General features: G+C 45.2%; 25 protein-coding genes. 20 read left to right on the top strand and 5 right to left on the bottom strand.

The window, feature by feature from the left end; genetic code table 11:
• Positions 1 to 136: 136 nt before the first annotated feature.
• Positions 137 to 556 carry a DUF1259 domain-containing protein gene (locus GGC63_RS10705; RefSeq protein ID WP_192702319.1) on the top strand — a complete coding sequence of 140 codons (420 nt, stop codon included), beginning with the start codon at positions 137 to 139 and terminating at the stop codon, positions 554 to 556.
• A gap of 59 nt (positions 557 to 615) precedes the next feature.
• Positions 616 to 1,032, top strand: coding sequence for a DUF1259 domain-containing protein (locus GGC63_RS10700; RefSeq protein ID WP_079915045.1), 417 nt, complete (start codon positions 616 to 618; stop codon positions 1,030 to 1,032).
• A gap of 66 nt (positions 1,033 to 1,098) precedes the next feature.
• On the opposite strand, the gene GGC63_RS10695 is transcribed toward GGC63_RS10700, so the two are convergent.
• A complete protein-coding gene (locus GGC63_RS10695) occupies positions 1,099 to 2,727 on the bottom strand; it encodes a GMC family oxidoreductase (protein WP_192702318.1) in 1,629 nt (542 codons plus the stop codon).
• 228 nt (positions 2,728 to 2,955) lie between these two features.
• On the opposite strand from GGC63_RS10695, the gene GGC63_RS10690 reads away from it, so the two are divergent.
• From GGC63_RS10690 to GGC63_RS10635, 12 genes are all read left to right on the top strand, one after another.
• On the top strand, positions 2,956 to 3,354 hold the full coding sequence (locus GGC63_RS10690; RefSeq protein WP_192702317.1) for a hypothetical protein: 399 nt from the start codon (positions 2,956 to 2,958) through the stop codon (positions 3,352 to 3,354).
• Between the two features lie 4 nt (positions 3,355 to 3,358).
• Positions 3,359 to 3,952, top strand: a complete 594-nt coding sequence (locus GGC63_RS10685; RefSeq protein ID WP_192702316.1) for a gluconate 2-dehydrogenase subunit 3 family protein — start codon at positions 3,359 to 3,361, stop codon at positions 3,950 to 3,952.
• Positions 3,949 to 5,532, top strand: coding sequence for a GMC family oxidoreductase (locus GGC63_RS10680; RefSeq protein WP_192702315.1), 1,584 nt, complete (start codon positions 3,949 to 3,951; stop codon positions 5,530 to 5,532). Before GGC63_RS10685 ends, GGC63_RS10680 begins: the two co-directional genes overlap by 4 nt.
• A 3-nt stretch (positions 5,533 to 5,535) precedes the next feature.
• Positions 5,536 to 5,907 (top strand): hypothetical protein, encoded by a 372-nt coding sequence (locus tag GGC63_RS10675; protein ID WP_192702314.1) that lies wholly within the window; start codon positions 5,536 to 5,538, stop codon positions 5,905 to 5,907.
• 83 nt (positions 5,908 to 5,990) lie between these two features.
• On the top strand, positions 5,991 to 6,845 hold the full coding sequence (locus GGC63_RS10670; RefSeq protein ID WP_192702313.1) for an ATP-binding cassette domain-containing protein: 855 nt from the start codon (positions 5,991 to 5,993) through the stop codon (positions 6,843 to 6,845).
• On the top strand, positions 6,785 to 7,672 hold the full coding sequence (locus GGC63_RS10665; protein WP_192702312.1) for an ATP-binding cassette domain-containing protein: 888 nt from the start codon (positions 6,785 to 6,787) through the stop codon (positions 7,670 to 7,672). Before GGC63_RS10670 ends, GGC63_RS10665 begins: the two co-directional genes overlap by 61 nt.
• 10 nt (positions 7,673 to 7,682) lie before the next feature.
• Positions 7,683 to 8,432 carry an energy-coupling factor transporter transmembrane component T family protein gene (locus tag GGC63_RS10660; RefSeq protein ID WP_192702311.1) on the top strand — a complete coding sequence of 250 codons (750 nt, stop codon included), beginning with the start codon at positions 7,683 to 7,685 and terminating at the stop codon, positions 8,430 to 8,432.
• Between the two features lie 23 nt (positions 8,433 to 8,455).
• The gene (locus GGC63_RS10655) at positions 8,456 to 9,040 is read left to right on the top strand and encodes a hypothetical protein (protein WP_192702310.1); all 585 of its coding nucleotides are present in this window, start codon (positions 8,456 to 8,458) and stop codon (positions 9,038 to 9,040) included.
• Between the two features lie 138 nt (positions 9,041 to 9,178).
• The gene (locus tag GGC63_RS10650; protein ID WP_192702309.1) at positions 9,179 to 9,763 is read left to right on the top strand and encodes a TetR/AcrR family transcriptional regulator; all 585 of its coding nucleotides are present in this window, start codon (positions 9,179 to 9,181) and stop codon (positions 9,761 to 9,763) included.
• Positions 9,764 to 9,935: 172 nt separating this feature from the next.
• Positions 9,936 to 10,976, top strand: a complete 1,041-nt coding sequence (locus GGC63_RS10645) for an NADH:flavin oxidoreductase (RefSeq protein ID WP_192702308.1) — start codon at positions 9,936 to 9,938, stop codon at positions 10,974 to 10,976.
• Positions 10,977 to 11,286: 310 nt separating this feature from the next.
• Complete coding sequence (gene ppsA / locus GGC63_RS10640) at positions 11,287 to 13,890, top strand: phosphoenolpyruvate synthase (protein ID WP_192702307.1); 2,604 nt, start codon at positions 11,287 to 11,289, stop codon at positions 13,888 to 13,890.
• 334 nt (positions 13,891 to 14,224) lie between these two features.
• A complete protein-coding gene (locus GGC63_RS10635) occupies positions 14,225 to 15,397 on the top strand; it encodes a heparin lyase I family protein (RefSeq protein WP_192702306.1) in 1,173 nt (390 codons plus the stop codon).
• 97 nt (positions 15,398 to 15,494) lie between these two features.
• Here GGC63_RS10635 and GGC63_RS10630 read toward each other — a convergent pair whose 3' ends face one another.
• The 4 genes from GGC63_RS10630 to GGC63_RS10615 are packed head-to-tail and all read right to left on the bottom strand — an operon-like array spanning position 15,495 to position 19,621.
• Positions 15,495 to 16,604, bottom strand: a complete 1,110-nt coding sequence (locus tag GGC63_RS10630) for a GerAB/ArcD/ProY family transporter (RefSeq protein WP_192702305.1) — start codon at positions 16,602 to 16,604, stop codon at positions 15,495 to 15,497.
• Positions 16,601 to 16,834: a hypothetical protein gene (locus GGC63_RS10625; RefSeq protein ID WP_192702304.1), complete on the bottom strand. Its 234-nt coding sequence runs from the start codon at positions 16,832 to 16,834 to the stop codon at positions 16,601 to 16,603. Before GGC63_RS10625 ends, GGC63_RS10630 begins: the two co-directional genes overlap by 4 nt.
• 2 nt (positions 16,835 to 16,836) lie before the next feature.
• The gene (locus tag GGC63_RS10620) at positions 16,837 to 18,042 is read right to left on the bottom strand and encodes a Ger(x)C family spore germination protein (RefSeq protein ID WP_192702303.1); all 1,206 of its coding nucleotides are present in this window, start codon (positions 18,040 to 18,042) and stop codon (positions 16,837 to 16,839) included.
• Positions 18,035 to 19,621 carry a spore germination protein gene (locus GGC63_RS10615; RefSeq protein ID WP_192702302.1) on the bottom strand — a complete coding sequence of 529 codons (1,587 nt, stop codon included), beginning with the start codon at positions 19,619 to 19,621 and terminating at the stop codon, positions 18,035 to 18,037. The genes GGC63_RS10620 and GGC63_RS10615 overlap by 8 nt, the downstream gene beginning before the upstream one ends.
• 309 nt (positions 19,622 to 19,930) lie before the next feature.
• Here GGC63_RS10615 and GGC63_RS10610 point away from each other — a divergent pair, with 309 nt between their 5' ends.
• From GGC63_RS10610 to GGC63_RS10585, 6 genes are all read left to right on the top strand, one after another.
• Positions 19,931 to 20,446, top strand: coding sequence for a hypothetical protein (locus tag GGC63_RS10610; RefSeq protein WP_192702301.1), 516 nt, complete (start codon positions 19,931 to 19,933; stop codon positions 20,444 to 20,446).
• 172 nt (positions 20,447 to 20,618) lie between these two features.
• Positions 20,619 to 21,161 (top strand): hypothetical protein, encoded by a 543-nt coding sequence (locus tag GGC63_RS10605; protein ID WP_192702300.1) that lies wholly within the window; start codon positions 20,619 to 20,621, stop codon positions 21,159 to 21,161.
• Positions 21,162 to 21,370: 209 nt separating this feature from the next.
• A complete protein-coding gene (locus tag GGC63_RS10600) occupies positions 21,371 to 21,559 on the top strand; it encodes a hypothetical protein (protein WP_192702299.1) in 189 nt (62 codons plus the stop codon).
• 159 nt (positions 21,560 to 21,718) lie between these two features.
• Positions 21,719 to 22,378: an ArsR/SmtB family transcription factor gene (locus tag GGC63_RS10595; protein ID WP_192702298.1), complete on the top strand. Its 660-nt coding sequence runs from the start codon at positions 21,719 to 21,721 to the stop codon at positions 22,376 to 22,378.
• A gap of 180 nt (positions 22,379 to 22,558) precedes the next feature.
• Positions 22,559 to 23,521, top strand: coding sequence for a zinc-binding dehydrogenase (locus tag GGC63_RS10590; protein WP_192702297.1), 963 nt, complete (start codon positions 22,559 to 22,561; stop codon positions 23,519 to 23,521).
• A 174-nt stretch (positions 23,522 to 23,695) separates the two neighbouring features.
• Entirely contained in the window at positions 23,696 to 24,802 is a 1,107-nt protein-coding gene (locus tag GGC63_RS10585; RefSeq protein ID WP_192702296.1) for a flavin monoamine oxidase family protein, read from the top strand.
• Positions 24,803 to 24,816 lie beyond the last annotated feature (14 nt).

Raw genomic sequence — 24,816 nt, 5'->3', positions numbered from 1 at the left:
GGCTTTTTCATTTTGTGGCATCAAGCTTCTGTCATAGACTGCTTATGCCCGAATTTTTGTTAACACTTGTCTTTGCCTATTCCAGTTCTCTCCATTGATCATATGGTATGTAGACATTGCTAAAAGGAGGATTTATATGGCAGAACATGTGAAGGTAAGCCCACGATTCAGAAAGCTTTGCATCCAATTTGGAAGAATTTTGGGGGGAGAATCTGAGATCGATCAGGGTCCTGTTTGTTTTGTTACACGAATGACGAATCTTCGGGCGAGGATCTTGGGAAGAAGAACCCTTTCCCCATTAGTTCAAATGCAAATGTTTTCGTTTGAATCTCTTGATGCTTCGGGAAGGGCACTTTGTTTAGGCGAGACTGCGGTACATCAAAATCAGGTTAACCGATTAATGTCGAATCTTCGTAAACGCGGAATTAAAGTCACTGCGGTCCATAATCACTGGTTAAAAGAAAATCCACGCTTAATGTATATGCATTGGGAAGCTGTTATGAATCCTGTTGTTTTTGCTAGAAGAACCAAAGAATCCATTTCATTCTTGGGTTAATTGCAGCTGTTCAGCATGGGCAAAGGAATTTTATCATAAAAGCGAAAGGAAGGATTCATATGGCTGTGAAAGTAAGTCCACGCTTTAAAAGACTATGTAACCAATTTTCTAGCATTTTAGGTGGTACAGAGCATGAGATTACAAAAGGACCCGTATGTTTTGTCAGTAGAAATCGGAAAGTTAACGCCTCGATATTAGGAAGACGCACCACATCGCCATTGGTCCGTTATCAGCTGTTCTCTTTTGAATCCTTGGACAGTTCTGGTCGTGCTTTATGTTTGGGGGAAACAGCCCTCTTCCAAAACCAAGTAAATCAGTTGCTGTCCAATCTTCGCAAAAACGGAATTAAAGTAACAGCAGTTCATAATCACTGGCTGTTTGAGAACCCGCGTCTAATGTATATTCACTGGGAATCGATTGATAAGCCAGTAGATTTTGCAAGGAAAGTAAAACGTTCGATTGCATTTTTGGGATAAACTATCATCAAAAAACATCGCAGCTATTTGAGGCGATGTTTTTTGATCGGGAATGCTGAACTTTTGTTATTCATCCACCGTTTCGAACAAATGCCTTGAAAGTTTTCGATTTATTCTTCTTTGGTTTTGAAGCTTTAACTGGCGTGCAATTGTGTAACCAATAAGAAATGTGGGAGCCGAGGTATTGCCGTCAACGGTAAAAGGGATAATGGAAGCATCGGCTACTATTAAATTTTTTACACCATGAACGCGACCTCTACGATCAACTACACCGCCGTTCTTTAACGGAGCCATCCGTAAAAAGCTTTGCTGATGATGGTTATGATCGAAATTCTCCTTGATATATTGTTCCAATTTCGAATCGTTATCAATAACGTCGGGTTCAGGCGAAATGAGCTTGTAAGACGGGTCTATTGCTTCTAATTCTGCAGCAATATTTTTTACATATATTCTAAAAATATTTTTTATTGCTTCCATATCCTCAGGATTAGCGATAAATCCTTCGTCCGCAAGCACGATTTTTAACGGGTCGTTATTTTGAATACGAATGCTTCCTCGGCTTTTCGGCCGAAGATATAGAATTGCCAATGTTAGCATGCCCTTCGAACCCAAACCTATGAGTTGTACAGCACGCCTGCCAGGTGCGGCTCCGGTAGGGTCGGGCAAGAACGCTCCTCCAGAGTATAAGCTGTTCGGGTCATTCGCGGGGAGCGCATGATCTCTAGGATTGGCAGAGAATACGGCAAAGTTGAGCGTATGATTTCTTATGCTCTTACCTACGTGCGGATTATTGAAAATCACCGGGATGCCGGCCTGCTTAAGTAATTTACCAGGACCGATGCCGGATAACATTAAAAGCTGAGCACTGTTGATGCCGGCAGATATAATCACTTTTTTTCTTGCGGAAGCGGTTATGCATCTGCCTTCGCGTAAAAACTGAACGCCAACAGCCTTTTTGCCGGTAAAAAGAACCCTTAATGCCGTCGATTTATATATCACTTTAAGCTTGCGTCCATTCACTCCATGTCCATCGGCAGTCATAATATCTGAGGATAGGAAAGCTGTAGAAGAGCTCTCCCTGCGGCCGTCCGGATTTTGATACAGCTGCCATCGGGTGAAGGGCCCCAGAGTTGTATTTGGATCGTTATAATCGAGAATCTCAGGCAAACCAGTGGCCTGCTCTATTGCCGTAATCAGTTTTCTTGTCATCCCCGTCGGCTCCGTGGGGGTTTGCCTTATGTCGATCCTTCCCTTAAATCCTCTTGCCGCTTTATTGCTGGTTTTGCCGTTGTACTTTTCCAAACGTTTAAAACGTCGAATTGCCCGTCTCGGAGACCACAGCGGACCTAATAGCTGTTCCCATTCTTTTAATACTGCAGGAGTAGGCCGAACATACTGCTCGCCGTTAATGGAAGAGCCGCCTCCCGACAGCCGCCCTGTAGTCCATTCGAAAGCACGATCGTCGAGCCCTTTTTGGGGAACACCTTCTCCTTGCCAAAAATATTTTGGAAAAAAATGTTCTTCAAGCTCCAGGGCCTCAGAAGAATCCCTGATCGCTTTGTCCCGGTCGTTGTTTTCGCCAGCCTCCAATACGAGAACAGATGTTCTTTTGTCATCGGTTAGTGTTTTTGCAAGAACAGCTCCCGCTGGCCCCGTACCCACAATGATATAATCGAATGTTAGTTTCCGGTTCATTTCGATTCCCCTTTCATCGGATAATGTAGGGTATTATCATTGGGCGCCTGATGTGACGATGATCAATGAAAACCTGTAATGATAGCCTGATTCAGTCTTCAAATGTACATCAATCGCGGATTATCAAACAGACGATGGCTGTGGAAAGCGGTTAACGGATTTTGGATAGATTGCGGTATAGTTGGCAACGATAATTTAAACAAAATTTTATGAAGAGGAGGCTCGTTCATGTACTGGGATTCTTGGTCGATTAACCGAGTGTTGATTTTATTCGTCAGTTTAGCTTTTTTGTTGATTGGCATTCAAGTGACCATGTCGCATTACCGCCAAAACTTTCATCATAAAGCGATGTGGATGCCTGTCATTGCTTCACCTCTGTTCTTAGTAACAGGTCTTATACTCACGTGGTATAACCTGACATGGTTACATCAATTATTTATTTGGTTTATGTGGATCGGTGCCATCGCCGGCCTGTTAGGTTTTTACTTTCATTTTCATGGTGTAGGAGTCCGGGTAGGAGGTTGGTCGCGTCGAAACTTTTTAGTTGGACCGCCGATCATAATGCCCCTCATGTTTACTGCCTTAAATATCTTGGGCCTTATCGCATTGTATTGGAAAGGAAGGTAGCCGCATGTCCCATACAATCCATTATCCATCCTTCAATGTTATGAAAGAAAAAGATGCTTGGGATGATCATACCCAATCCATTGTCATCGCACGGTTAACCTCTGCGCTTGACTATTTGTTTTTGACTCAGCAAGAAGCTGAGCTGCTTTCAGTCCTTTGCAGTATTTTGGTAGACGATTCTACAGCCGATGTTCTCCAATATGTAATTAGCCATATCGACCAAACTCTTTTTTCATCTATAGGAGAAAGCCAACGGAAAGCGGGAGTTCCACCGGAGAAAGAGTTGATTCGTCAAGGTCTTCTTAACTTGGATCATAGTGCTAAGAATGCATTTGCCCTTACTTTTGTTGAGCTGGATCGTGTCATGCAGAAGCAGCTGCTGCAAAACATTAGTGAGGCAAAGGAGCCTCTCTCGATTTGGACCGGAATAACGCAGCAGGCATTTTTTCAAAAGCTGCTGAAGCTGACAATTGAATCTTATTGTTCCCATCCTAAAATATGGTCGAACATCGGGTATGCCGGCCCGGCTTATCCTCGTGGTTACATTCGTACGGATATCGGACAATTGGATCCTTGGGAGGCAAGGCTAGAACAATGAAGAGAAAATATGCGAACGAAGAAGTGGACGTCGTCATTGTTGGAGCCGGAGCAGCCGGCGGTGTGCTTGCCAAAGAATTGAGTGAAGCCGGCATGAGTGTTGTCGTTCTTGATGCAGGGCCGTTCCGCGACCCGCAAAAAGAGTACGCAAGTGATGAATTGGCTATGAAATCACTCGGTTGGCAGGATACGCGAATCGTTGATGGCAAAAATCCGTTAACGATGGGGCATAACAACTCGGGTCGAGGTATTGGAGGAGGAACGAATCATTTTACAGCGGTGTTTCTGCGATTTCATGAAACCGATTTTAAATCCAAATCAATGGATGGTGTAGGTGAAGATTGGCCGATCGGTTATGATGATCTTGAGCCTTATTATTCAAGGATTGAGAAAGAAATCGCCGTATCCGGACCAAAATATTTCCCATGGGGAAATTATCATGGACCTTATCCTTATCCAGAACGAGATCCGCTCAGTCCAAACGCATATTTGTTTATGAAGGGGTGCGAGAAACTCGGAATTCGTTCTTCGGTCGCGCCGCTCGCTATTTTGTCCGCACCGTTTGAGGGACGCCCGCCTTGTATTAACCGCGGCTTTTGTAACCAGGGATGTATGCCCGATGCAAAATTCAGTACGTTAATCGTTCATATACCCAAAGCTATCCGAGCGGGAGCTGAAGTATTGTCCGACTGCATGGTAACCCAGATTGTAATGGGAAAAGACGGACGGGCTAAAGGTGTAACTTTTGTCCATGATGGATCAACATACGAGCAAAAAGCAAAATTGGTGATTCTTAGCGCATTTGTCGTGGAAACACCAAGGCTTCTTCTAAATTCGGCCGATTCGAATTTCCCTTATGGGCTTAGCAACAGCAGCGGAATGGTTGGGAAAGCGATCATGGTACATAGCAGCCATGATGTTTATGCAAAATTCGAGCATGAAATAAGATTGTATAAAGGCACGCCGGTACTCGCGACAACACAGGACTTTTACCAAACCGATCCGAATCGTTCGTTTGCAAGAGGATACACTCTGCATGCTCATGGGGCTAGACCTGTAGCTTTTGCCAGCGGGATCTCTCAAGCACAGGGAGGTCCCATTTGGGGAGAACGCTTCAGGGAAGCCTTACTGAATTACAATTTTTATGGAAGGGTCACTTTGGTTGGAGAAGTGTTACCGAATGTGGACAATCAGGTATCACTAGCCGAAGACAAAGACGAATATGGATTACCGCGTGCAAAGGTGACCTTCAGCTATGGGGATAATGATAATAGACTCATTGATCATGCTGTCCAAACGATGAAGTCCATATTGGAAGCGGAAGGCGGAAAAGTGGACTTTGTTGTTCCCGATTCGGCGCATTTGATGGGAGGCTGCAGGATGGGGGAGAATCCATCTACATCGGTTGTGAACTCGTACGGTCAAAGTCACGATATCGAAAATTTATTTATTTGTGATGCCAGCATATTTGTGACCTCCGGTGCCGGAAATCCGACGAATACGGTGATGTCGCTTGCGCTGCGTACGGCTGAGTACATAAAAGAAAAAGCTAAAAAATTAGAATTACAAGGAAGCCGATAAGAAATGGCTGAGCTGGCTGAAGAGCATGAACGAAAAATCGGCGACTTGTATAAGGCAATCGGACGAACCCCTTCTGGGCTTCGTCCTTCGGTTGGGGAATGGATGGCAAAGGCGGAGGAAGCGATGTCCAGTCTTCAGCACCTGTGCGGTGGAGCAATAGGCTCCTGGAAACATATTCATCAGCTGCTGCTCATGAATTTGAACGCATTAGGTGCGTTCGCAATCGCGGAACAGATGGGACTGGCATTGGGACTGAAAGAAATTATCGACATCACGTTCCAGATTACTCTCGAGAAACAGGCTCATCAGCTTATTCTTCAGGAGTATATGCTGGAAACCGTACCCATCTCGATTCTCTACCAGTTATCATTATGATCATTCGGAATAACGGATAAACCCCGGCCGAATGAACCCCGATTCGCTCGAATATAATGATAACGAGTCAAAGGGAGTGGGGAATGGGGATGACTGCAGCCGCCAAAATACCGTCCGTCGTTTTTGAGAACGTTTCATTCCGCTTTTCAGAGCATGGCGAATGGATCGTAAAGGATATCAATATCAGCATTGCTCCTGGCGAATGGATATCCATCGTGGGGGGAAACGGTTCGGGAAAGTCGACCTTCGTAAAATTGGTGAACGGCTTGCTGAAGCCGAGTCTGGGAAAGGTGATCGTCTTCGGGGAATCTACTGACAACGCGAATCTTCGAAAGATTCGTCAGTCGGTTGGAATTATATTCCAAAATCCCGATGAACAGACGGTCGGCGCCACCGTTGAAGAGGATATCGCGTTTGGCTTGCAAAACCTGATGTTCCCGCGGGATGAGATGATATCGCGAATAGACCGTATATTGAAATTGCTGCAGCTGGAAAGCCTCCGCGGCCGTCCCGTTCGAATGTTGTCCGGCGGTCAAAAGCAATTGGTTGCGATCGCCGGAATACTCGTCATGCATCCGCAAATCATTATTTTTGATGAAGCCACATCCATGCTTGATCCGCACAATGCCGGGAAGCTGATAGGCGTCATGTCCGAGCTTCATCGTATGGGGCTTACCGTCCTTCAGGTGACGCATGATCCGGAAGACATCTGGCGGGCAGACCGGATTTTGGTGCTAAATAATGGTCACCTGGCTTTTGCCGGTGACATCCCTACATTAATGAAGCAATCCGACATTCTCGAAGAGGCTCAGACACTCCCACCATTTCTAGTTCGTTTACATAAAGCCCTTCGTCAGAAAGGGATAAAACTACCTGCATGGAGCAGCTCGGAAAAGGAAGTGGCCAAATTGATATGGGAATTGTGTTCCACGACGTAAGCTATACGCATGCCAAAAGGACTACCTTGGAGCATAAAGCGGTGAACGGCATTACACTTTCTTTACCCGACGGGCAATTTGCGGCCATCATGGGCCCCTCCGGGTCCGGCAAAACCACTTTAGGACAGCTGGCTGCGGGTATACTAATGCCTGAATCCGGTCTTGTCTATGTGGATAATATCCCGACGAACAGCAGAAAACTATGGTCCGATCTATCGAACAAAGTTGCTTACGTTTCTCAATTTCCTGAGCACCAGTTGTTTGAAGAAACGGTATTCCGGGATATCCGTTACGGGCTTCGCCGGAAGAAGTATAGCGATCAGGAAATTACGGCAAAGGTGAAGGACGCGATGGAATGCGTCGGCCTTGCCTTTGAAACATATAAAGATCGATCTCCGTTTCAGCTTAGCGGCGGAGAGCAAAGACGGGCTGCCTTGGCAGGAGCCATTGTCCTGGAGCCAAAGATTCTGGTTTTGGATGAGCCGACGGCGGGGCTTGATTCATGGGCACGCGTAAAGTTTCTCAGGCTGCTGACTCATCTCCAACGAACAAAGCATATGACTATCGTCTGCATAACCCATTATCTGGAGGACGCTTTGGAATTTGCGGATCGTCTGGTCATTTTAAATAACGGAAGCTTAAGCTGTGATTTGAAGCCTGCCGAAATCCAATGGGCGTTGAAGGAGCTTGATACTGCCTTGTCACCAACACCTTTACTGCGCTTCCGAGAAGAACTGGATTCCTTATTCCCTGGAAAAATCGATTCGGAGATTATTCAAGAAAACAAGCTCTTCGCCTTCATTACCGACCGGCTGATGCGGACATAGGAGATGAACCATGAGCAGCCTCGGAGCTTTATCCACTCTGCAATATGTACCCGGTGATTCCTTCCTTCACCGGCTGGATCCCCGTTCAAAATGCGGGTTTGTCGCAAGTTACTCGCTCAGTCTTCTGTCTTCCCATTCGTTTACAGCAATCCTTGTGTACACGTTTATCGCATTATTGTTGTTGCTGCTTTCTAAACCCCGCCTATACATATTATGGGACAATATTCGGGGGTTTCTGATTGTCATTATCCTATTCCATTGCCTTCAATTTGCATTTAACGGGATAGTGGACGCAGTGATAATAACGCTAAAAATGATTTCTTTTCTCTTGATAGTCACGCTAATGTTATCGACCACGCCGCCGGAAAAACAAATAGAGGGGCTGCGTAAATTGTTGTCTCCATTGGGCCGCCTTGGGTTGAAGACAGAATCGTGTGCAGTAATGTTCACCATAGCCGTCATTTATCTTCCGCTTCTTTTGGAGGATATCATGAGAATCATGCAAGCACAGAGAGTGCGGGGACCGCAGCACGGAAGATGGGATTTGGCAGGGCGGGGGAGAGATATGGTTTTATTGTTGACGCCGTTATTTCTCATGATCTTCAGACGTGCCGAACGTTTGTCGGACGCTATGGAGTCCCGCTGTTTCCAGCCGGGCAGTGAGCGGACCGCTTTTTATGATTTGAAATTTGGCAGGCATGATCTCATCGTATTGATCCTGGCGCTGCTGCTTCCATTTATTCATTTCAGCTCCGATTGATCAAACAAAAGGAGGCTACTACCATGCGCCACCCGTTTCTCAATTATTGGGCAAAGCCGTTACCGCAGATGGAATCCGCATCCCTATTGGCCCGCGTCGGTGCCAGCCAAACAAAAACACTCGTCACTGTCGCCTTTCTAAGCGCGTTAGCCGCATTATTCCAATCGGCCGGAGGCTTTGTACCGGGGCCGGGTTACTTGCTCAGTCCGCTGTCGACAGCTCCGGTTGTACTGGCAGCGCTCATTTCATTGCGATCGGGATTAACCGCCTATGTGCTTAGCATTGTACTGCTGCTCCTACTTCAACCAAGCGAATTATTCATCTTTCCGTTTACCACGGGATTACTTGGGCTTGCATTAGGCTTCAGCATAGCGCGCTCCAAAAATCGGATTCAGGTTGTCTCGTTATCCACTCTTGCATTATGGGCCGGAATTGCGCTGTTGTTATACGCCTTTCGCTTTCCGCTGCTCGGACCTTCAGTCTCCATGAGCTTCGATATCACGCCGGCAATCTATATTTTTTTATTTTGTTTGCTTTATAGTGCGATATGGACGGAAATCAGCCTCCGGCTATTAGCGAGATTAAGAACATCCGTGAACGGGATATAAAGAAAATGGCTCTGATGCACTGCACAGGGCCTTTTGTTATCGTTCGAAGGAAACTTAATCCGTTATCTACCAAAGAAGAATCTTTTCTTTACTGATCGTTCTCAAAATGTTATATTGTTGACGGGGGAGGGAAATGAATTGGCTAGAAACAAAGAGTTTGAAGAGTCCGCGGTTTTGGATAAAGCAATGAGGCTTTTTTGGGAACAGGGTTACGAGAAGACCTCCATGACCGATTTGGTCGAGCATATGGGAATCCACCGTAGAAGCTTGTATGACACATTTGGTGATAAGCATACGTTGTTTTTAAAAGCTATGGATCGTTTTGGCGACCAATTCAGCGTCGCGATTGCAAACGGAGTAAAACGCTCCAAGACAGCAGTGGAGGCTCTTCAGTTTATTTTTGATTTCATGATTCGTTTAAATGTAGATGTGGATTTACCCGCTGGCTGTTTAATGGTGAATTCGGCGGTGGAATTGGCAGCTCGTGATGCTGAGGTTGACACAAGGTCCATTAAAGCATTTACGTCTGCAGAGCAGCAACTCAAGGAAATTATTATTTGGGGACAGCGCGATGGTGAATTCACCTCTGACTACGATGCAGAGGAAATGGCAGAATATCTGCATAATGCCTTGGTTGGAATAAGAGTAGCTGCAAGAACCTCGGTTTCCAAAGAAAAACTTCAACGTATAGCCAACCTATCAATGAAGCTTTTAGAGAAATGATTGATTTATTTTTGCCATTATTAGAACGATCATTCTTTAATGCTGTACGAAGCTAGAATGAGGTATAGGTCCTCACTGTCAATGCAGAGTCTGCATAAGCGTACTGTCGCAAAGAACGCGTCTGTTAATCCGTTGCAGTAATTTTTTTACATCATTTTAATTGGAGGTTATTATGTACAATTCACAATCTATTCAAGCCTTGTTTAAGCCCTTCACATTCGGAAATAATAAACTGGCTAATCGTATCGTGATGGCGCCGATGACGAGAAAATTTTCTCCCAATGGAATTCCAGGTTCTGACGTAGCGGACTATTACCGCCGAAGGGCTGAAAACGGAGTTGGACTTATCGTGACGGAAGGTACGGTGATTCATCATAAGGATTCAGCCAATGCAGACGACATACCGCACTTCTACGGCGAGGAAGCATTAAACGGTTGGGCAAACGTCGTAGCCGCCGTGCATGAAGCGGGAGGGCGGATTATACCGCAGCTTTGGCACATGGGAACACGTGGTCATGTTAGCGATTATACCGAATCGGATATCGCAGACATCGTCCAAGCTTTTGCGCAAGCAGCATCCGATGCCAAGCGGCTCGGGTTCGACGGTATTGAACTCCATGGCGCACATGGATATTTGATCGACCAATTCTTCTGGGAAAAGACGAACACGCGCACCGACAGCTATGGTGGCGACATGGTGGCCCGCACCCGCTTTGCAGTGGAGGTTATCGAAGCCTGCCGTCTTGCCGTCGGTCCGGTTTTCCCGATCGGGCTGAGGTTTTCGCAATGGAAGATGACGGATTACGCAGCAAAATTGGCCCCTACGCCGGAGCTGCTGGAACAGTTCCTGGCGCCTCTATCCGATGCCGGAGTCGATATTTTCCATTGCTCGACCCGCCGTTTCTGGGAGCCCGAATTCGAAGGCTCTAGTCTGAATCTCGCCGGATGGACAAAAAAACTGACTGGAAAACCGACGATTACCGTTGGATCTGTTGGTCTGGATGGTGACTTTTCGAGTCATTTTACTGAAAGAAAGGGAGCAAATATTACCACGATAGACGGGGCAGCCGAACGACTTGAACGTGAAGAATTTGATCTTATAGCCGTAGGCCGGCCATTATTGGTTGATCCTGCTTGGGTAATCAAGGTTCGAGACGGTAGAGCGGACGAATTGATTCCCTTTACGTCAGAGGCGGTTAATACACTTTATTAATTTTCCGTTTGAAATGGTAGTACGAAAGCATGACCCTGCCAAAAGAGGCAGCTTTTCATGCCGATCAAAAAGTTCAATGCTTGATGTTTTTAGCAAGGGTAAGCATTTCTAATACAGACCAAAAAGAACCTGGACAGTTGTACCAGGTTCTTAAATATTGCATATAATCAGACACAATGATATAATCGGACTACGACCGATTTTCTGGTCAAAGATTGCAAAGTTATTTCATCTTACATTATAAGTGTATCATGGGTACAAAGCTTTTGTCAAATGTTTTTCTCAAATTCATGGTTAGGAGAGATGATGAATGAGTTCGTTGGTTCTCGGCTTCCAGGAAATCGATAAAACAAAGCTTTTGCTCGTAGGCGGAAAAGGGTTACATTTAGGGGAATTATCAAAAATGGAAGGAATCCGGGTGCCTGAAGGATTTTGTGTTACCACCGTGGGATTTCAAAAAGCCGTCGAACAAAACGAAGCATATCCTGCTTTGCTCCATCGACTAACCATGCTAAAGGCAGAGGATCGGGACCAGATTGGTGAAATCTGCAGAAAGATCCGACAAAGCATCATGGAAGCGGAAATCCCTTCCGATGTTGTGGAACCAGTTACTCATTATCTCTCCCGGTTTGGAGAGGAACATGCTTATGCAGTGCGTTCTAGTGCGACGGCCGAGGATTTACCACATGCCTCGTTTGCCGGGCAACAAGATACCTATTTAAATATCATCGGCAAGGAAGCCATCTTACAGCATATCAGCAAATGCTGGGCTTCCCTATTTACGGATCGCGCGGTAATCTACCGTATGCAAAATGGGTTTGACCACAGTCAAGTTTATTTATCCGTTATCGTTCAAAGGATGGTATTCCCGCAAGCCTCTGGGATTGTATTCACCGCCGACCCGGTTACTTCCAACCGGAAGCTGCTTTCCATTGACGCCAGTTATGGACTCGGAGAAGCGCTGGTCTCCGGCTTGGTATCCGCTGATTCTTATAAAGTACGGGAAGGAGAAATCGTCGATAAGAGGATTGCCGCGAAAAAATTAGCTATTTATGGACGAAATGGAGGCGGAACAGAGACACTGCAGATCGATCCTGATCACCAAAAGACTCAAACGCTTACTGAACAACAAATTTTAGAGCTGGCACGTATCGGAAGACAGATCGAAGCCTATTTTGGCTGTCCACAAGATATCGAATGGTGTTTGGCCAAAGATACATTCTACATTGTCCAGAGTAGGCCAATCACGACTTTGTATCCGATCCCTGAAGCGAATGATCAGGAAAATCACGTCTATCTATCCGTCGGCCACCAACAAATGATGACGGACCCCATAAAACCGCTGGGTCTTTCCTTTTATCTGTTAACGACTCCAGCACCTATGCGTAAAGCTGGCGGAAGGCTGTTTGTGGATGTTACGCCTAGGCTAGCTTCACCAGTGAGCCGAGATGCCATAATGAAAACCTTTGGACAACATGAACCGCTCATAAAGGACGCACTTATGACCTTATTAGAGCATGGAGATTTTATAAAATTGATACCCGATGATAAAACAGCACCGGTTCCCGGCAGAAGTAATACAGATACGCTTTCTCTAATCGAAAACGCTCCGACTATCGTCTCTGATTTGATGAAGATGAATCAAACTTCATTAGAGGAGTTAAAGCAAACCATCCAAACGAAATCAGGATCGGATTTGTTAGATTTTATTCTAGAAGATATCCAACAGCAGCTAAAGAAGCTGTTATTTAACCCGCAAAGCTCAGCTGTCATTATGGCTGCTATGGATGCTTCAGCATGGATCAATGAAAAAATGAACGAGTGGCTAGGTGAAAAAAACGCGGCCGATACGCTTTCTCAATCTGTACTGGGCAATATTACTTCGGAAATGGGTCTGGCTCTATTGGAGGTCGCAGATGTGATTCGTCCTTATCCTCAAGTTATTGATTACATACAACAAGCAAAAGAGGATGACTTCATGGATGAATTGCTTAAGTTGGATGGCGGACAGGAGACCCATGACGCTATCAATGCCTTTCTCAACAAATATGGAATGCGATGTGCCGGTGAAATTGATGTTACGAGAACTAGATGGAGTGAAAAACCAATGACTCTTGTCCCGTTGATTCTTGGTAACGTCAAAATCTCTGAACCTAATGCTGGACAACGCAAATTCGAGCAAGGGCTACAGGAAGCCCTGGAGAAAGAAGAAGAGTTATTGGATCGATTGAAGCAATTACCGGATGGCGAGCAAAAAGCCAAAGAAACAAAACAAAGGATTGACCTAATCCGGAATTTCAGCGGCTATAGGGAATATCCGAAATACGGCATGATTAATCGCTACTTCGTATATAAGCAGGCTTTGCTCAAAGAAGCCGAACAACTCGCACAAGCCGGCGTTATTCGAGAAAAAGAAGATATATACTATCTCTTTTTTGAAGAACTTCACGAAGCCGTACGCACCAAAAAACTGGATTACCAGATCATCAGCCAACGAAAAGAGGAGTACAAATTTTACGAAAAACTAACTCCGCCACGTGTTATTACGTCCGATGGTGAAATCATTACAGGCGAGTACAAACGAGAAAATCTCCCGGCCGAAGCCATTGTAGGTCTGCCTGTTTCTTCCGGAGTTATAGAAGGACGTGCACGAGTCATTTTAAATATGGCCGATGCGGATCTGGAGGATGGAGATATATTGGTTACCTCCTTTACTGACCCTGGCTGGACGCCATTGTTTGTATCCATTAAAGGACTAGTCACTGAAGTCGGCGGACTGATGACCCATGGAGCCGTTATCGCACGTGAATATGGCCTGCCAGCCGTTGTAGGCGTGGAAAATGCCACCAAAATAATCAAAGATGGGCAGCGAATTCGCGTACATGGGGCAGAAGGGTATATTGAAATATTGTAATGGCTGAATACCCATAATGGAGAGTACACCACTGAGCATAAAAGAGGCGGCTGCGGCCGCCTCTTTATTTTTTATCGAGACCTATCCGTTCTTCCTTAAAATCAAATGATTTTATACAAAAATATAAAAATATCCAATTATGTAATTAAAAAACTTATGAGATAATGACACCGACATTAAGACTAACGCCTGATTGCCGGCAGTTTCGTCTTGAAAAAAGGGGGGGGAGCGGGAACGTAAAACAGCCGAAATTGTATCGAGGATATTTCAGTATGGAGGTGGGAAGCTGCTTGTTTTGGGTAAGTTGTTATTCCAATATAAGGAAGTTTCTAAGATGATGAGATATTCGAAAGTATGCGCCTTTTTACTAGTATTGTTTATTACGGTTTTTGCGTCAATCCCCACATTCGTATTTGCAGATGCTCAGGGGCCGGTCGCGGATGGCAAAATCATGTATTCCCAGGATTTCGAGCAAAACACGGACGGCACCAAACCTTCACCCTCCGGCCTTCCGAGCAATCGGATCACCAGAGTCACCGACCCCTTAGGGCAGCGTGGGACGGTACTTAAGCTGTTATGGCAGAAGGATGACGATTATCGCACATCCTCGGGTACGAATCCGAGAACGGAAATCAACGTCGAGAACGGCTACGAGTGGCCGCGGGATCAAGTCGTCAGCATCGCATGGGGACAGCGCTTCGATACCTCTGTAGTCAATGCTTCCATCGCACAAGTGATCGGAGATAACGGCCCTTATTGGATGCTTAAGGCTGACGGCACGGGGAAGCTGTCCGTTATGGGAGTGAGCGGCGGTTCTGATGTTAACTACACACTGAAAACGAATGAGTGGAACGATTTTAAGGTCGAGTGGAAAGGCTCGGCTTCTAACGCCTATTTTAAATTTTGGATTAACGGAGCGCTCGTTCTAAATAAAACCGGTTTATCTTTCCCGAGGGAAACCGTAAACATGCATACGAAGTTCGGGATTTACAATACGGACGAAGGGGTAAAGGCTAACAATACAAGGAACTGCTATTTGAGTAACATCAGTATCGGCAAGGATCTTGCGTCCACATCCCTAATTACGAATTTATCAGTCAAAGATTCTGCTAACGCTGCGGATTGGTCGATTCAGAAAAATCTGCAGTCCGGTCAAACCGAATACGGGGACCGTGCTTTCACATTTACTTCGGTTCCTTCCCATGTCGCTGGATCGGATTGGATCCGAACGGCAAACGATTCGAAGGCCTATTCGTCCGACCCGGCTGTAACGTTTACAGTCACTCAAAATGCTGTCGTGTTCGTTGCCGTGAACGATATGATATCCCCCAAGCCTTCATGGCTTAGCGGCTGGACAGATACGGGCGAAGATCTGGTCAACAACGAATCAACTCCGCGGACATTCAGCTTATATCAAAAGTCGTATGCAGCCAATTCGAACGTTTCTCTGGGGAATAACGGCAGCACATCGTATGGCATGTACACCGTTATCGTGAAGCCCAACTAGTCGGGCTGCGGCGATTGTCATTTTGCGGAGCTTCCGGTTTTCCGAACGTAGTTTATACGAATATAAGCGTTTCGGCAATGTGTCGAAACGCTTCACTTTACTTTTGGTCATAGCTAATCGAACGTTTGAAGCGCACAGCATCTACCAAAAAATATATAATGGGTATGCATTCGGTCAAGATGAGAAAAGTCATTTCCCCATGCTTAAGCAATTCCGTTAGCTCTGGGGCGGATCGCGCCATGAGCAAGCATAAAGCGATCATAGCTGCAGTCATCGAGAACGAGAATGGCTTATGATCTTCTAATGCAAATGTATGGGTAAGTGCGATGACAGACACGAATAAGAAAAGGCTAATTTTAATAAATAAGCTTGACAACCATACGGATATGAGGATAGGATCCAAATTTTCAAGAAACGTACCGATACGTACGTAACTGATTAATTCAAGTTCCGGGAAAAACATGTTGGCAGATAATTTGGTTCCAAAAATCAATAGGGTCGGTATCAAATTAGCCAAAATAATGAATACGGATGTGGCCACGGCCCAAATAATCGACTTCATCGTATTATGCTTCTCGGCAAAGTAGGGGAAGAGGAACAAAATAAAGTTCATCTGGCCATAAAGAGCCATGACAATGTACATGCCGCTCCATATCCCTTTGGGTCTAAAATGGTTTGTCAATGCGATCCACATGTCGGGGTTCATAGTATTACCGACGAAGAGAGGGACAATTAGAACACCTACAACACTTAAGAAAAAGATGCCTTGGGCAGAGCGGAAAATAGTTTCTACTCCAGATCGCACAGCATAAGCCACGCATAGGCCGAAAATAGTTGCTACTGCCCACTCAGGGGTATCCGGTAAATAAACGTCGCTCACGAAATCCTGCAGCTCTCTCATTACAAAAGATGCAGAGAATAAGAATGAGAATATCATTAGAGCAACGAGCGGATAATGAATCCATCTTCCAATAATTGTATGCCCGTACTGACCAAAAAATTGAGTCGGGCGTTTTAGACCTAATCGAAACGAAACATAGGTAAATCCAATACCTGCAATGGCACCTGCAATTAAAGACAGCCATGCAGCAAAACCCGCTTTCTCAACTAATGTACCCAGTAAGAAACCAAGAATGGTTGTAAACAGGTATTGTGTAAAGAGCATATATATCTGTAATTGGGATACGCGTCCCAAATAGCTTGTCATGATTTCGTACCACCCCCAGCGATATAATTTTCAATGGACATGAAGATGCTTTGAACGAGTCGAGCCATTGTAAATTCATCCTTGAATATATATAGCGTTTCTGTCCCTAGAAAGAGGAATAGTGCCGTCCCCAGCACGATAAAGTAAGTCCGCTGCTTCCGCCGCTTTCGTTTCAGGTAAAACCATTCATATCCAATAATGCATCCAAAAGCGATCCCGATTAATATCATGTTCAAGCCCCCGCGTCTTTGATTGTTTGTATTCGGAGAGGATGCTTTTCCGTACCTATATGTTTTATGATAATACGTGCCTGTATGTTAAACTTGACTTTCTTGGCATAAAGGTACCGCCATTGAGGTTCGATGGAAATCCATTTGAGCGGGTAGTTCCAATCGATATACTGGCCAAATTGGAATGCATCTGAGCCTGCTTCTTGCGATTTTTTGATTGCCTTTGACATGCGATCTTGAACAAGTGTCGCAAGGTCATGTTCAAGAATAGCCCGCTGCTTCGCATCTTGAAAGTTGATATCAGATTCGGACGAGATGAGATCGGCGTTAGCCCTGCTTTGGATATTTATGGTGATTTGATCACCGGATAAATCCGGTTTTATCGATGTTCGATTATTTTTTACCATGAAGCTAACTTCCTTTCCGTCTATCGTGGAAGGAACCGTGATCTCTGAGTCCTTTACCGTCTCCTGTACCCACATAGCCCCGCGCATTTCATTCGTATCCAAGGTTCCTACCATCTTTCCAAGCTTGAAAATGGCAGCTCCATCGGTACCCATCCATTGCTGTGTTTTATCTTTCTCGCTAGGCAAGGTTTTCATTTCAAAGTTAAGCTTTGGTATCAATAGATCCCCACCTGAATAGGTAGCCATGAGGGCATCCTTAACGGTCGCTCGGACGGTGATATGCTGTTTCGCATAGGCAACTAAGATATCTACTGGAAATCGCTCAAATACAACAGGAACTGCCATCATTTTCTTAACCTTACCCTCTGTAACGAACATGCTGGCATTGATATGAAAGCGTGGCTCACGGGCAATAAATTCTAAAACGGGCACAATTCCTTCTTTAGCCATTGCGTTCCCAATAACAACAATACTCGTCTGTCCAAACGTAATTTTTCTTGAAAGGTCCGCTTGAATAAAACGATAGGCTTCCCCGATGTCACGTCCTGTTTTCGTAACAAAGGTATAGGGTTTGCCTGTTTGTCCACCGGAACCGCCGGATTGTCCTGGAATGAGGCGATTAGGCAAGGGGAAGGCAAGAGTAACCTCAATTCCAGACTCGGATTTATCAAGCAGCATCATTTTCACAAAGGCTCGGTCATTGATTTCGATTGAATTCCAACAGCCAGTTAGTAGCAATAAAGGGAATAGCGTAATCAACGTCCATAGAGTATTGTAAATGGGAAATTTGGACTTAATCATTGCTATCCTCCTCCGAATACGACCACTTTCGAGTAACCTTTCCTTGTCTCGTTTTATTCGGTGCAGCCTGCATCGGGCGTTTTTTCATGAGCCACCACGGAGCACGAACTAGAGTATCCTTCAGATCACTCGGGACGAAAGGGGCGATCGGGGATAAATACGGCATTCCGAAGGAACGCAGATTGATAAGGTGGATGTAAAGAAATAACATGCCGCAGGCAATTCCGAACAATCCAAAGAATCCGGCTAATATCATAATTGGAAATCGCAATAAACGAAAGGCCAGTCCCAGATCGTAGTGAGGACTGATGAATGAAGCAATGCCTGTTAAAGACACAATGATCACCATTGCCGCTGACACGATGCCTGCCTGTACAGCTGCAGTGCCAATAATAAGCGCTCCGATTATCGACACCGCTTGCCCGATGGATTTGGGGATACGAATGGCTGCTTCCCGCAGTGCCTCAAAAGAAATTTCCATAATAAAGGCTTCGATTAAGGCTGGAAACGGGACGATTTCTCTGGAAGACATGACGGTGACAAGCAATTTTGAAGGAATAATCTCCGGATGAAAGGTCGTAATTGCGATATAGGTAGACGGTAACAGCAGCGAAACGAACAGAAAAAAGTATCGGATCCATCGTATCCAGGTTGAAGCAATGAAGCGCTGGTAATAATCCTCAGAGGACTGCAGCAGCATCATCAAGGTAACCGGAGCGATAATCACAATCGGAGTCCCGTCGACAATAATAGCCACGCGCCCCTCAAGAAGTGCGGCAGCCGTAATATCTGGCCGTTCCGTATATTGCAGCTGCGGGAAAGGAGAGAAAGGAGTATCGTCCAAAAATTCCTCGATAGTGCTGCTTCCCAAAACGCTATCGATGTCAATTTTCGACAACCGATATTTCACTTCATCCAGTAAATCTTTCTTGCAGAGGCCGTCTATGTAACCAATTAATACCTTGGTCTGGGTTAACGTTCCAATCCGCAGGGTCTCCGTCTTAAATTTTGGTGTTTTCAAACGTTTACGAATTAAGGTCAAGTTAATACTGGCATCTTCTATAAAAGCCTCTCGTGGTCCTCTGATACCGGATTCGTTGGGCGGCTCTTCAATAGCACGTTTTGAATACTTGGATAGAGGGAGTTCAATTATTCTTTGTTCACCGTCTATAATAAGAACGGCCTTGCTATCCAGAATAGACGATATCCCCTCCGAAAGCGTGAACAGGAATCGATAGTCCGAGACGGACAATTGTTTGCGGTCGAAGAGCCGCTTGCGGAATTCATCAGCATTCGCCGCATCCATATGAAGAACAATCTTAAGAACATCCTCCTGCAAAGTGGTTAAATCGATCATTCCGCGCAAATAAATAATGGCGCACTCCACCACAGGACCTGCAATAAAGTTGTGGTAAGCTACATCTGAATTGTCGATCAATTGCCGACGAATCCAAGCTAACCGTTCTTCAATCGGATAAGTATCGGCCTCCACAGGCTCAGGTTCAATTTGACCGTTGTTCATATCGTTTTCTTCGCGGTGCTCAGGGTTCTGTTTCATAAACCAATGGAAATAGGTCATAAAGTACCTCACGCTGATGTATTATCGGTATTAACCAATTTTTCCATTTATCGTTATTTTAAACTAAACTACAATTATCAAGTGTCTAATCTAAAATGTACAATGAGCGCTGAACAATGACGACCAAGGGTCGGGTATTGAGCAATTTCAATAAGGCCATTTATTTATGTTTGTAAGGTATTTGGGAGAAGGCTGTGGTAATATCCTCATATAAGTAATAACCGTTTATTATATCACTGAAGAGAAGAAGCGGGGGAAATGGTATTGTAAAACTCATTCCTGCAAAATAATCGAGAAAGGAGCTTCCCAATGACAACCTATTGCAAACGTTGCGTCAGCGACGAGGCTTTGGCCGATGTCAGTTTATTTGCTATTGAGAACAGACGTGAATTGCACCCTTCATATGGTACCTTGGACATGGTCTCCCTGTTATGCTCTCATATTACGCAAGGCCATCTGATTTACATCACGAATACTGACAATCGGGTGCTCGGAATGATGACTTACTATCACGGAACGCCTGAAAAACAATTCGAGGATAAGGAGATCGCCTTCGTAAACTTTGCCATTATGGACAAAGCGTACCGAGGGACACGCCTCTTTGTTAAAGGGCTGTATTACATGGTTGAATTGATCATCGAAGCCCATCCGGATGTACAGGAGCTCAGATTCAACGCTTTAACGGAAAATACATACTTGTGCAGGCTTTATTCCAAATTTGCAAGTGCCAGCCATACCCAGGAGGGTACCCTTGGAGAAGAGACCGTGTTTTGTGCTAAAATTCACCATTTAAGGACTACCTTAACTCGATATATCAAGGTATAATTGGGTAGAGAATATATTTTTTGACACGAAATGGAGGATAACAAATGATTTTGCCACCACCTAATTTTGATAAGAAAACTGGCGGTAAATTGGGGAGATTCGCTATTCTCAATGACACCCTGAGAGCAGTTCCGCAAATCCAGCCGCAACCACAACCACAGCCGGCTAAGTAATGTTTTTTCTATGCCGGCCATGTACCACGGAACTGGATTACGAGGGTTATGTTAAGTTTCTGCTCCGACACCACAACGATCTGAACTTGCCGTACGCGTTTGCCGTAAAGCTCAGCTTTATTAGTAGCCCGCTCATTTTTGGTAAAGCGTTGCTGATTCTTTCGGAAGAGGATTACGATGTAGTTGGGGCTGCCGGTTTCGTCTATGGAACGGGCCCTAACGGCTATGAGGATCGGCATATCTGTCAAGTGGAGGTCGCGTATCTGCGTCCGGAATATCGACGTACAAGCTTGTTTATGCAAGGTCTGATGAATCTTCTAGGCGAGATAAAAGCGGGTAGCCGGGAGGTAGAGATAATTCAGTTTTGGGTTACAGAGGGTCAATCGGAGGAGGAAGGGCTCTTTTCCAAATTGAATGGCTTACCGGGCTCAAAACGCTTTCTCGTGAACGGTCTGATGTGTCATCAGGTGCTTTTTCATGAGCTGGAGGACTATTGCCGCAGGTTCAAGAATCGGTTCCAGAGGATCGAAGGGACATGTTGAATTTCACTTATAGAAGGAAGGCACTGACTATACAGATCAGTGTCTTTTTGCTGTATATTGGGCCCATGAAAGGCCAACAGTTACTATTTGCCGCAGCCGTTTGTGTAAAAAAATGCAAGATGACAAGAATATGTAAGGGTATAGGCTTTTACACATTGTAGATCAATACAGATAGGATAGCACTTTCCATAAGAAAGGAGAAAAGTACAATGAAGCTACATGTAGTCATTGAAGGTAAAGAGTTTCCGATTCAATATGAGCATGCGGACAGCTATGAATTAGTCGATTTTGCTCCCGACGGGGAAGAAGCCCGTTATATCGTATTCAAGGATGACTGTATTATTGGTAAGGACGGTAATCTGCATACAGACGATTTCCAAATAGACGCCAAATATTAATTTGTAATAAGGCTTCCGGTTTTTGGTAAACTAATAAGTTTATCGAAAATCGGTTTTTATTAGGTATAAATTAGGAATCCTATCGGGATTACTTGAATTTTAAAAATGAACATCTTATAATTCAAATATTCACTTGAATAATGAATGGCGGTGGTTCTAATGGAAGATGCTCAATTAGCACAAATATATAAAGAACAATTATTTTTACAATATGCCCGAATTGGGAAATGCCTTTCCAGCGAGAGAAGACTCGAAATTTTGAGTTTATTGTCCAACGGTTCAAAATCTGTAGAAACGATAGCACATCAAACTGGAATGAACCTTGCCAATGTATCTCGTCATCTTCAAATTTTGCTAGATGCTAATCTGGTGAGGTTTACAAAAAAAGGGACTTACGTTATTTACTCTTTGGCAAATCCCATGGTCGCAGAGTTTTTGACGTCTTTATGGAAAATCTCCGAACATCAGCTTTCTGACGTCCCCCGCCTCAAACAGAATATATATCAGCACTACAATAACGTTCGCACGATATCCAAGAAGGAAGTATTGGAGAGGATGAAATTAGGCAATTTCCTTATATTGGATGTTCGTCCTAAAGACGAGTATGAGACGGAGCATATTGAAGGAGCCATATCAGTTCCAATGGAAGAACTTGACGATTATCTTCAAAATTTGCCGAAAGATACCGAAATTGCAGCCTATTGCCGAGGACCGTATTGCGTATTCACCACGCAAGCCGTCGAGCAGATGCAAAAAAAGGGATTCAAAGCCTATCGCATTGAAGAAGGCGTACATGAATGGCAGACAAATTATTCTTGAGAAAAGCGCAGCAATCAAGCTGCGTTTTTATATATCCACATTTCAAATTAAAGGAGAGGTTAGAATTACTTTAGAACATTACTTCTTATTTATTATTCAATTATATAATTGAATATTACTTTTCTTTAGCCTATACTAAGGGAGAATCTACAACCGGACTGTAGGAGGAGGTAAGCTGCAATGAAAATGATGAAAGCTATGCAAATTCCGTCCAAGGGTGAAAAAATGAAGCTCGTCGAAATCCCGGTGCCTCATCCTGGAGAAGGGCAAGTGCTTCTTCGTGTAGAAGCATGCGGGGTATGTCATGGGGATTCGGTGGCTATTAGAGGAGCCGCCTCAGAGTATCCGAGGATTCCCGGGCATGAAATAATCGGTATCGTGAAGGAGCTAGGGGAAGGTTCGACGAAATGGCGAATAGGGCAGCGTGTCGGTATAGGATGGCACGGCGGTCACAACCATGTGACAGGTCTAACCATGGATGGCGGCTATGCGGAATATATGGTTGCTTTTGAAGATAGCTTGACGAGCATTCCCGATGAGGTGTCATCCAAAGAAGCGGCTCCACTGATGTGCGCTGGTGAAACTACGTTTAGTGCGCTTCGGAACAGTAAGGCCCGGCCCGGTGACCTTGTTGCCATCTCCGGTATTGGCGGACTGGGACATCTTGCAGTACAGTATGCCAAAAAAGCCGGCTTTCAAACCGTTGCTATCTCCCGTGGCAGGGATAAAGAAACATTAGCACGAGAGCTTGGGGCGCATGACTACATTGATTCGGAAAAAGAAGATCCGGCCCAAGCGTTAAAAGCTTTAGGCGGAGCCAAGGTCATTCTCGCTACCGCGCCTAATGCTAAAGTAATTTCCTCTTTGATAAATGGGTTGGGCACAGATGGCGAACTCATAATTGTAGCCGGTTCTGGAGAACCTTTGGAATTGTCCGCCAGGGACTTTTTAACAGGCCCAAATACCGTTCGCGGATCCTTTACCGGACAAGCAAAAGATATTGAAGCGGCGGTTCGTTTCAGCGTACTGACCGATGTGCGTCCTATGATTGAAGTCTTTCCCTTGGAACGTGCTAACGAAGCATACGAAGAGATGATGGCGGCAAAGACGCGCTTCCGTGCCGTGCTGAGCATTTCTGAATAATCCCGTGAAATGGTATCGGGACAGGAGACTACTATATAAGTACCTTGACACAAACAGGACGACAGCTTTATAATTCAAACATTCAATTGAATAGTTATTTATGTAAACACACAAGCAGAATATATGCACAAAAAAGGAGTTTATTTCCTCTCGCATCGGTAAAGGGGTTCAGGAATGAAATTTGACATGAATAAACATGAATCGGTGATCATTGTTGGTGCGGGCCTAAGCGGACTGCGGATTGCTTCATTGCTCACAGCACAAGGCATTCCATGCACCATACTCGAAGCCCGAGACCGTATCGGTGGGAGAGTCTTAAGTCATGAGGTTGCGGGCAGGCCTGATCTAGGCCGATTCGATCTAGGTCCGACATGGTTTTGGCCACGCTACGAACGATCAATCACCAAGCTAGTTAAAGAGCTTGGTTTAAAGACCTTTGAACAGTATAATGAAGGGTTGATGCTTACGGAGCGTTCCCGACAAACTCCCCCTCAACAACATGTTTTGCCAGAAGGAGCTATCGAAAGATCGCTTCGGTTCGTTGGAGGTGTGCAGTCTCTCATCGACGCAGTATCGGCCACTCTTCCTTCGGACACGATCCGGATGAATACACGAGTGACCGCGATCCGCCAGGAAGCAAACGGAAAAATAACGCTAGAAACGGATGGCCAGGGGGAAAGTTTCCGTGCAAGTGCAGTCATTATCACCTTACCGCCTCGGATTGTAGTGCAAAACATCTCCTTTTGGCCCGAGCTCCCCCCGAATCTAAAGGCCAGCATGATCAGCAAGCCCACGTGGATGGCAGCACAGGCAAAAGCGGTTGCGGTGTACGAACGTCCCTTTTGGCGCGAGAAGGGGCTTTCCGGTTTCGTGTCCAGCTGGGCAGGACCATTGCAGGAAATCCACGATGCATCGCCCGATTCAGGTGCAGGCGCACTTTTTGGTTTTTTTGGGCTGCCTGCCAAGTCGCGGAGAGAGTTAGGGGAGGAAAACGTCCTTCGACTCGTTGTTGAACAATTGACTCGGCTTTTCGGACCGTCCGCTGAAAACTTGGGCGCCCTTTTATATAAGGATTGGTCTAGTGATCCAGACACAGCTGCGGATGAAGACACAGAACCGCTTCAATACTATCCAGAGTACGGTCCCCTTGCAGACATAGAGAGTTGGGGAATGAAGATCATTTTCGCAGGTACAGAAACCGCTTTTGAACAGGGTGGACATCTGGAAGGCTCACTTCGATCTGCTGAACGGGCCGCATCAGAAATCGTTAAGCTAGTCTAATATAAGGAGAAACC

This window comes from Paenibacillus sp. OAS669, assembly GCF_014873645.1.
GTDB classification, from domain to species: Bacteria; Bacillota; Bacilli; order Paenibacillales; family NBRC-103111; genus Paenibacillus_S; species Paenibacillus_S vulneris.
Note: the sequence above shows the minus strand (reverse complement) of the source record. Positions and strands in the feature narration are given on the sequence as shown.

Excerpts from the sequence above, each read along its gene's own strand:
- GGC63_RS10610 (WP_192702301.1), top strand. The coding sequence starts at position 19,931 with ATGACAACCTATTGCAAACGTTGCGTCAGCGACGAGGCTTTGGCCGAT.
- GGC63_RS10620 (WP_192702303.1), bottom strand. The coding sequence starts at position 18,042 with ATGATTAAGTCCAAATTTCCCATTTACAATACTCTATGGACGTTGATT.
- GGC63_RS10595 (WP_192702298.1), top strand. The coding sequence starts at position 21,719 with ATGGAAGATGCTCAATTAGCACAAATATATAAAGAACAATTATTTTTA.
- GGC63_RS10665 (WP_192702312.1), top strand. The coding sequence starts at position 6,785 with ATGGAGCAGCTCGGAAAAGGAAGTGGCCAAATTGATATGGGAATTGTG.
- GGC63_RS10660 (WP_192702311.1), top strand. The coding sequence starts at position 7,683 with ATGAGCAGCCTCGGAGCTTTATCCACTCTGCAATATGTACCCGGTGAT.
- GGC63_RS10590 (WP_192702297.1), top strand. The coding sequence starts at position 22,559 with ATGAAAATGATGAAAGCTATGCAAATTCCGTCCAAGGGTGAAAAAATG.
- GGC63_RS10645 (WP_192702308.1), top strand. The coding sequence starts at position 9,936 with ATGTACAATTCACAATCTATTCAAGCCTTGTTTAAGCCCTTCACATTC.
- GGC63_RS10655 (WP_192702310.1), top strand. The coding sequence starts at position 8,456 with ATGCGCCACCCGTTTCTCAATTATTGGGCAAAGCCGTTACCGCAGATG.
- GGC63_RS10675 (WP_192702314.1), top strand. The coding sequence starts at position 5,536 with ATGGCTGAGCTGGCTGAAGAGCATGAACGAAAAATCGGCGACTTGTAT.
- GGC63_RS10615 (WP_192702302.1), bottom strand. The coding sequence starts at position 19,621 with ATGACCTATTTCCATTGGTTTATGAAACAGAACCCTGAGCACCGCGAA.
- GGC63_RS10625 (WP_192702304.1), bottom strand. The coding sequence starts at position 16,834 with ATGATATTAATCGGGATCGCTTTTGGATGCATTATTGGATATGAATGG.
- GGC63_RS10695 (WP_192702318.1), bottom strand. The coding sequence starts at position 2,727 with ATGAACCGGAAACTAACATTCGATTATATCATTGTGGGTACGGGGCCA.
- GGC63_RS10600 (WP_192702299.1), top strand. The coding sequence starts at position 21,371 with ATGAAGCTACATGTAGTCATTGAAGGTAAAGAGTTTCCGATTCAATAT.
- GGC63_RS10670 (WP_192702313.1), top strand. The coding sequence starts at position 5,991 with ATGGGGATGACTGCAGCCGCCAAAATACCGTCCGTCGTTTTTGAGAAC.
- GGC63_RS10705 (WP_192702319.1), top strand. The coding sequence starts at position 137 with ATGGCAGAACATGTGAAGGTAAGCCCACGATTCAGAAAGCTTTGCATC.
- GGC63_RS10585 (WP_192702296.1), top strand. The coding sequence starts at position 23,696 with ATGAAATTTGACATGAATAAACATGAATCGGTGATCATTGTTGGTGCG.
- GGC63_RS10605 (WP_192702300.1), top strand. The coding sequence starts at position 20,619 with ATGTTTTTTCTATGCCGGCCATGTACCACGGAACTGGATTACGAGGGT.
- GGC63_RS10700 (WP_079915045.1), top strand. The coding sequence starts at position 616 with ATGGCTGTGAAAGTAAGTCCACGCTTTAAAAGACTATGTAACCAATTT.
- GGC63_RS10680 (WP_192702315.1), top strand. The coding sequence starts at position 3,949 with ATGAAGAGAAAATATGCGAACGAAGAAGTGGACGTCGTCATTGTTGGA.
- GGC63_RS10635 (WP_192702306.1), top strand. The coding sequence starts at position 14,225 with ATGATGAGATATTCGAAAGTATGCGCCTTTTTACTAGTATTGTTTATT.
- GGC63_RS10685 (WP_192702316.1), top strand. The coding sequence starts at position 3,359 with ATGTCCCATACAATCCATTATCCATCCTTCAATGTTATGAAAGAAAAA.
- ppsA (WP_192702307.1), top strand. The coding sequence starts at position 11,287 with ATGAGTTCGTTGGTTCTCGGCTTCCAGGAAATCGATAAAACAAAGCTT.
- GGC63_RS10690 (WP_192702317.1), top strand. The coding sequence starts at position 2,956 with ATGTACTGGGATTCTTGGTCGATTAACCGAGTGTTGATTTTATTCGTC.
- GGC63_RS10630 (WP_192702305.1), bottom strand. The coding sequence starts at position 16,604 with ATGACAAGCTATTTGGGACGCGTATCCCAATTACAGATATATATGCTC.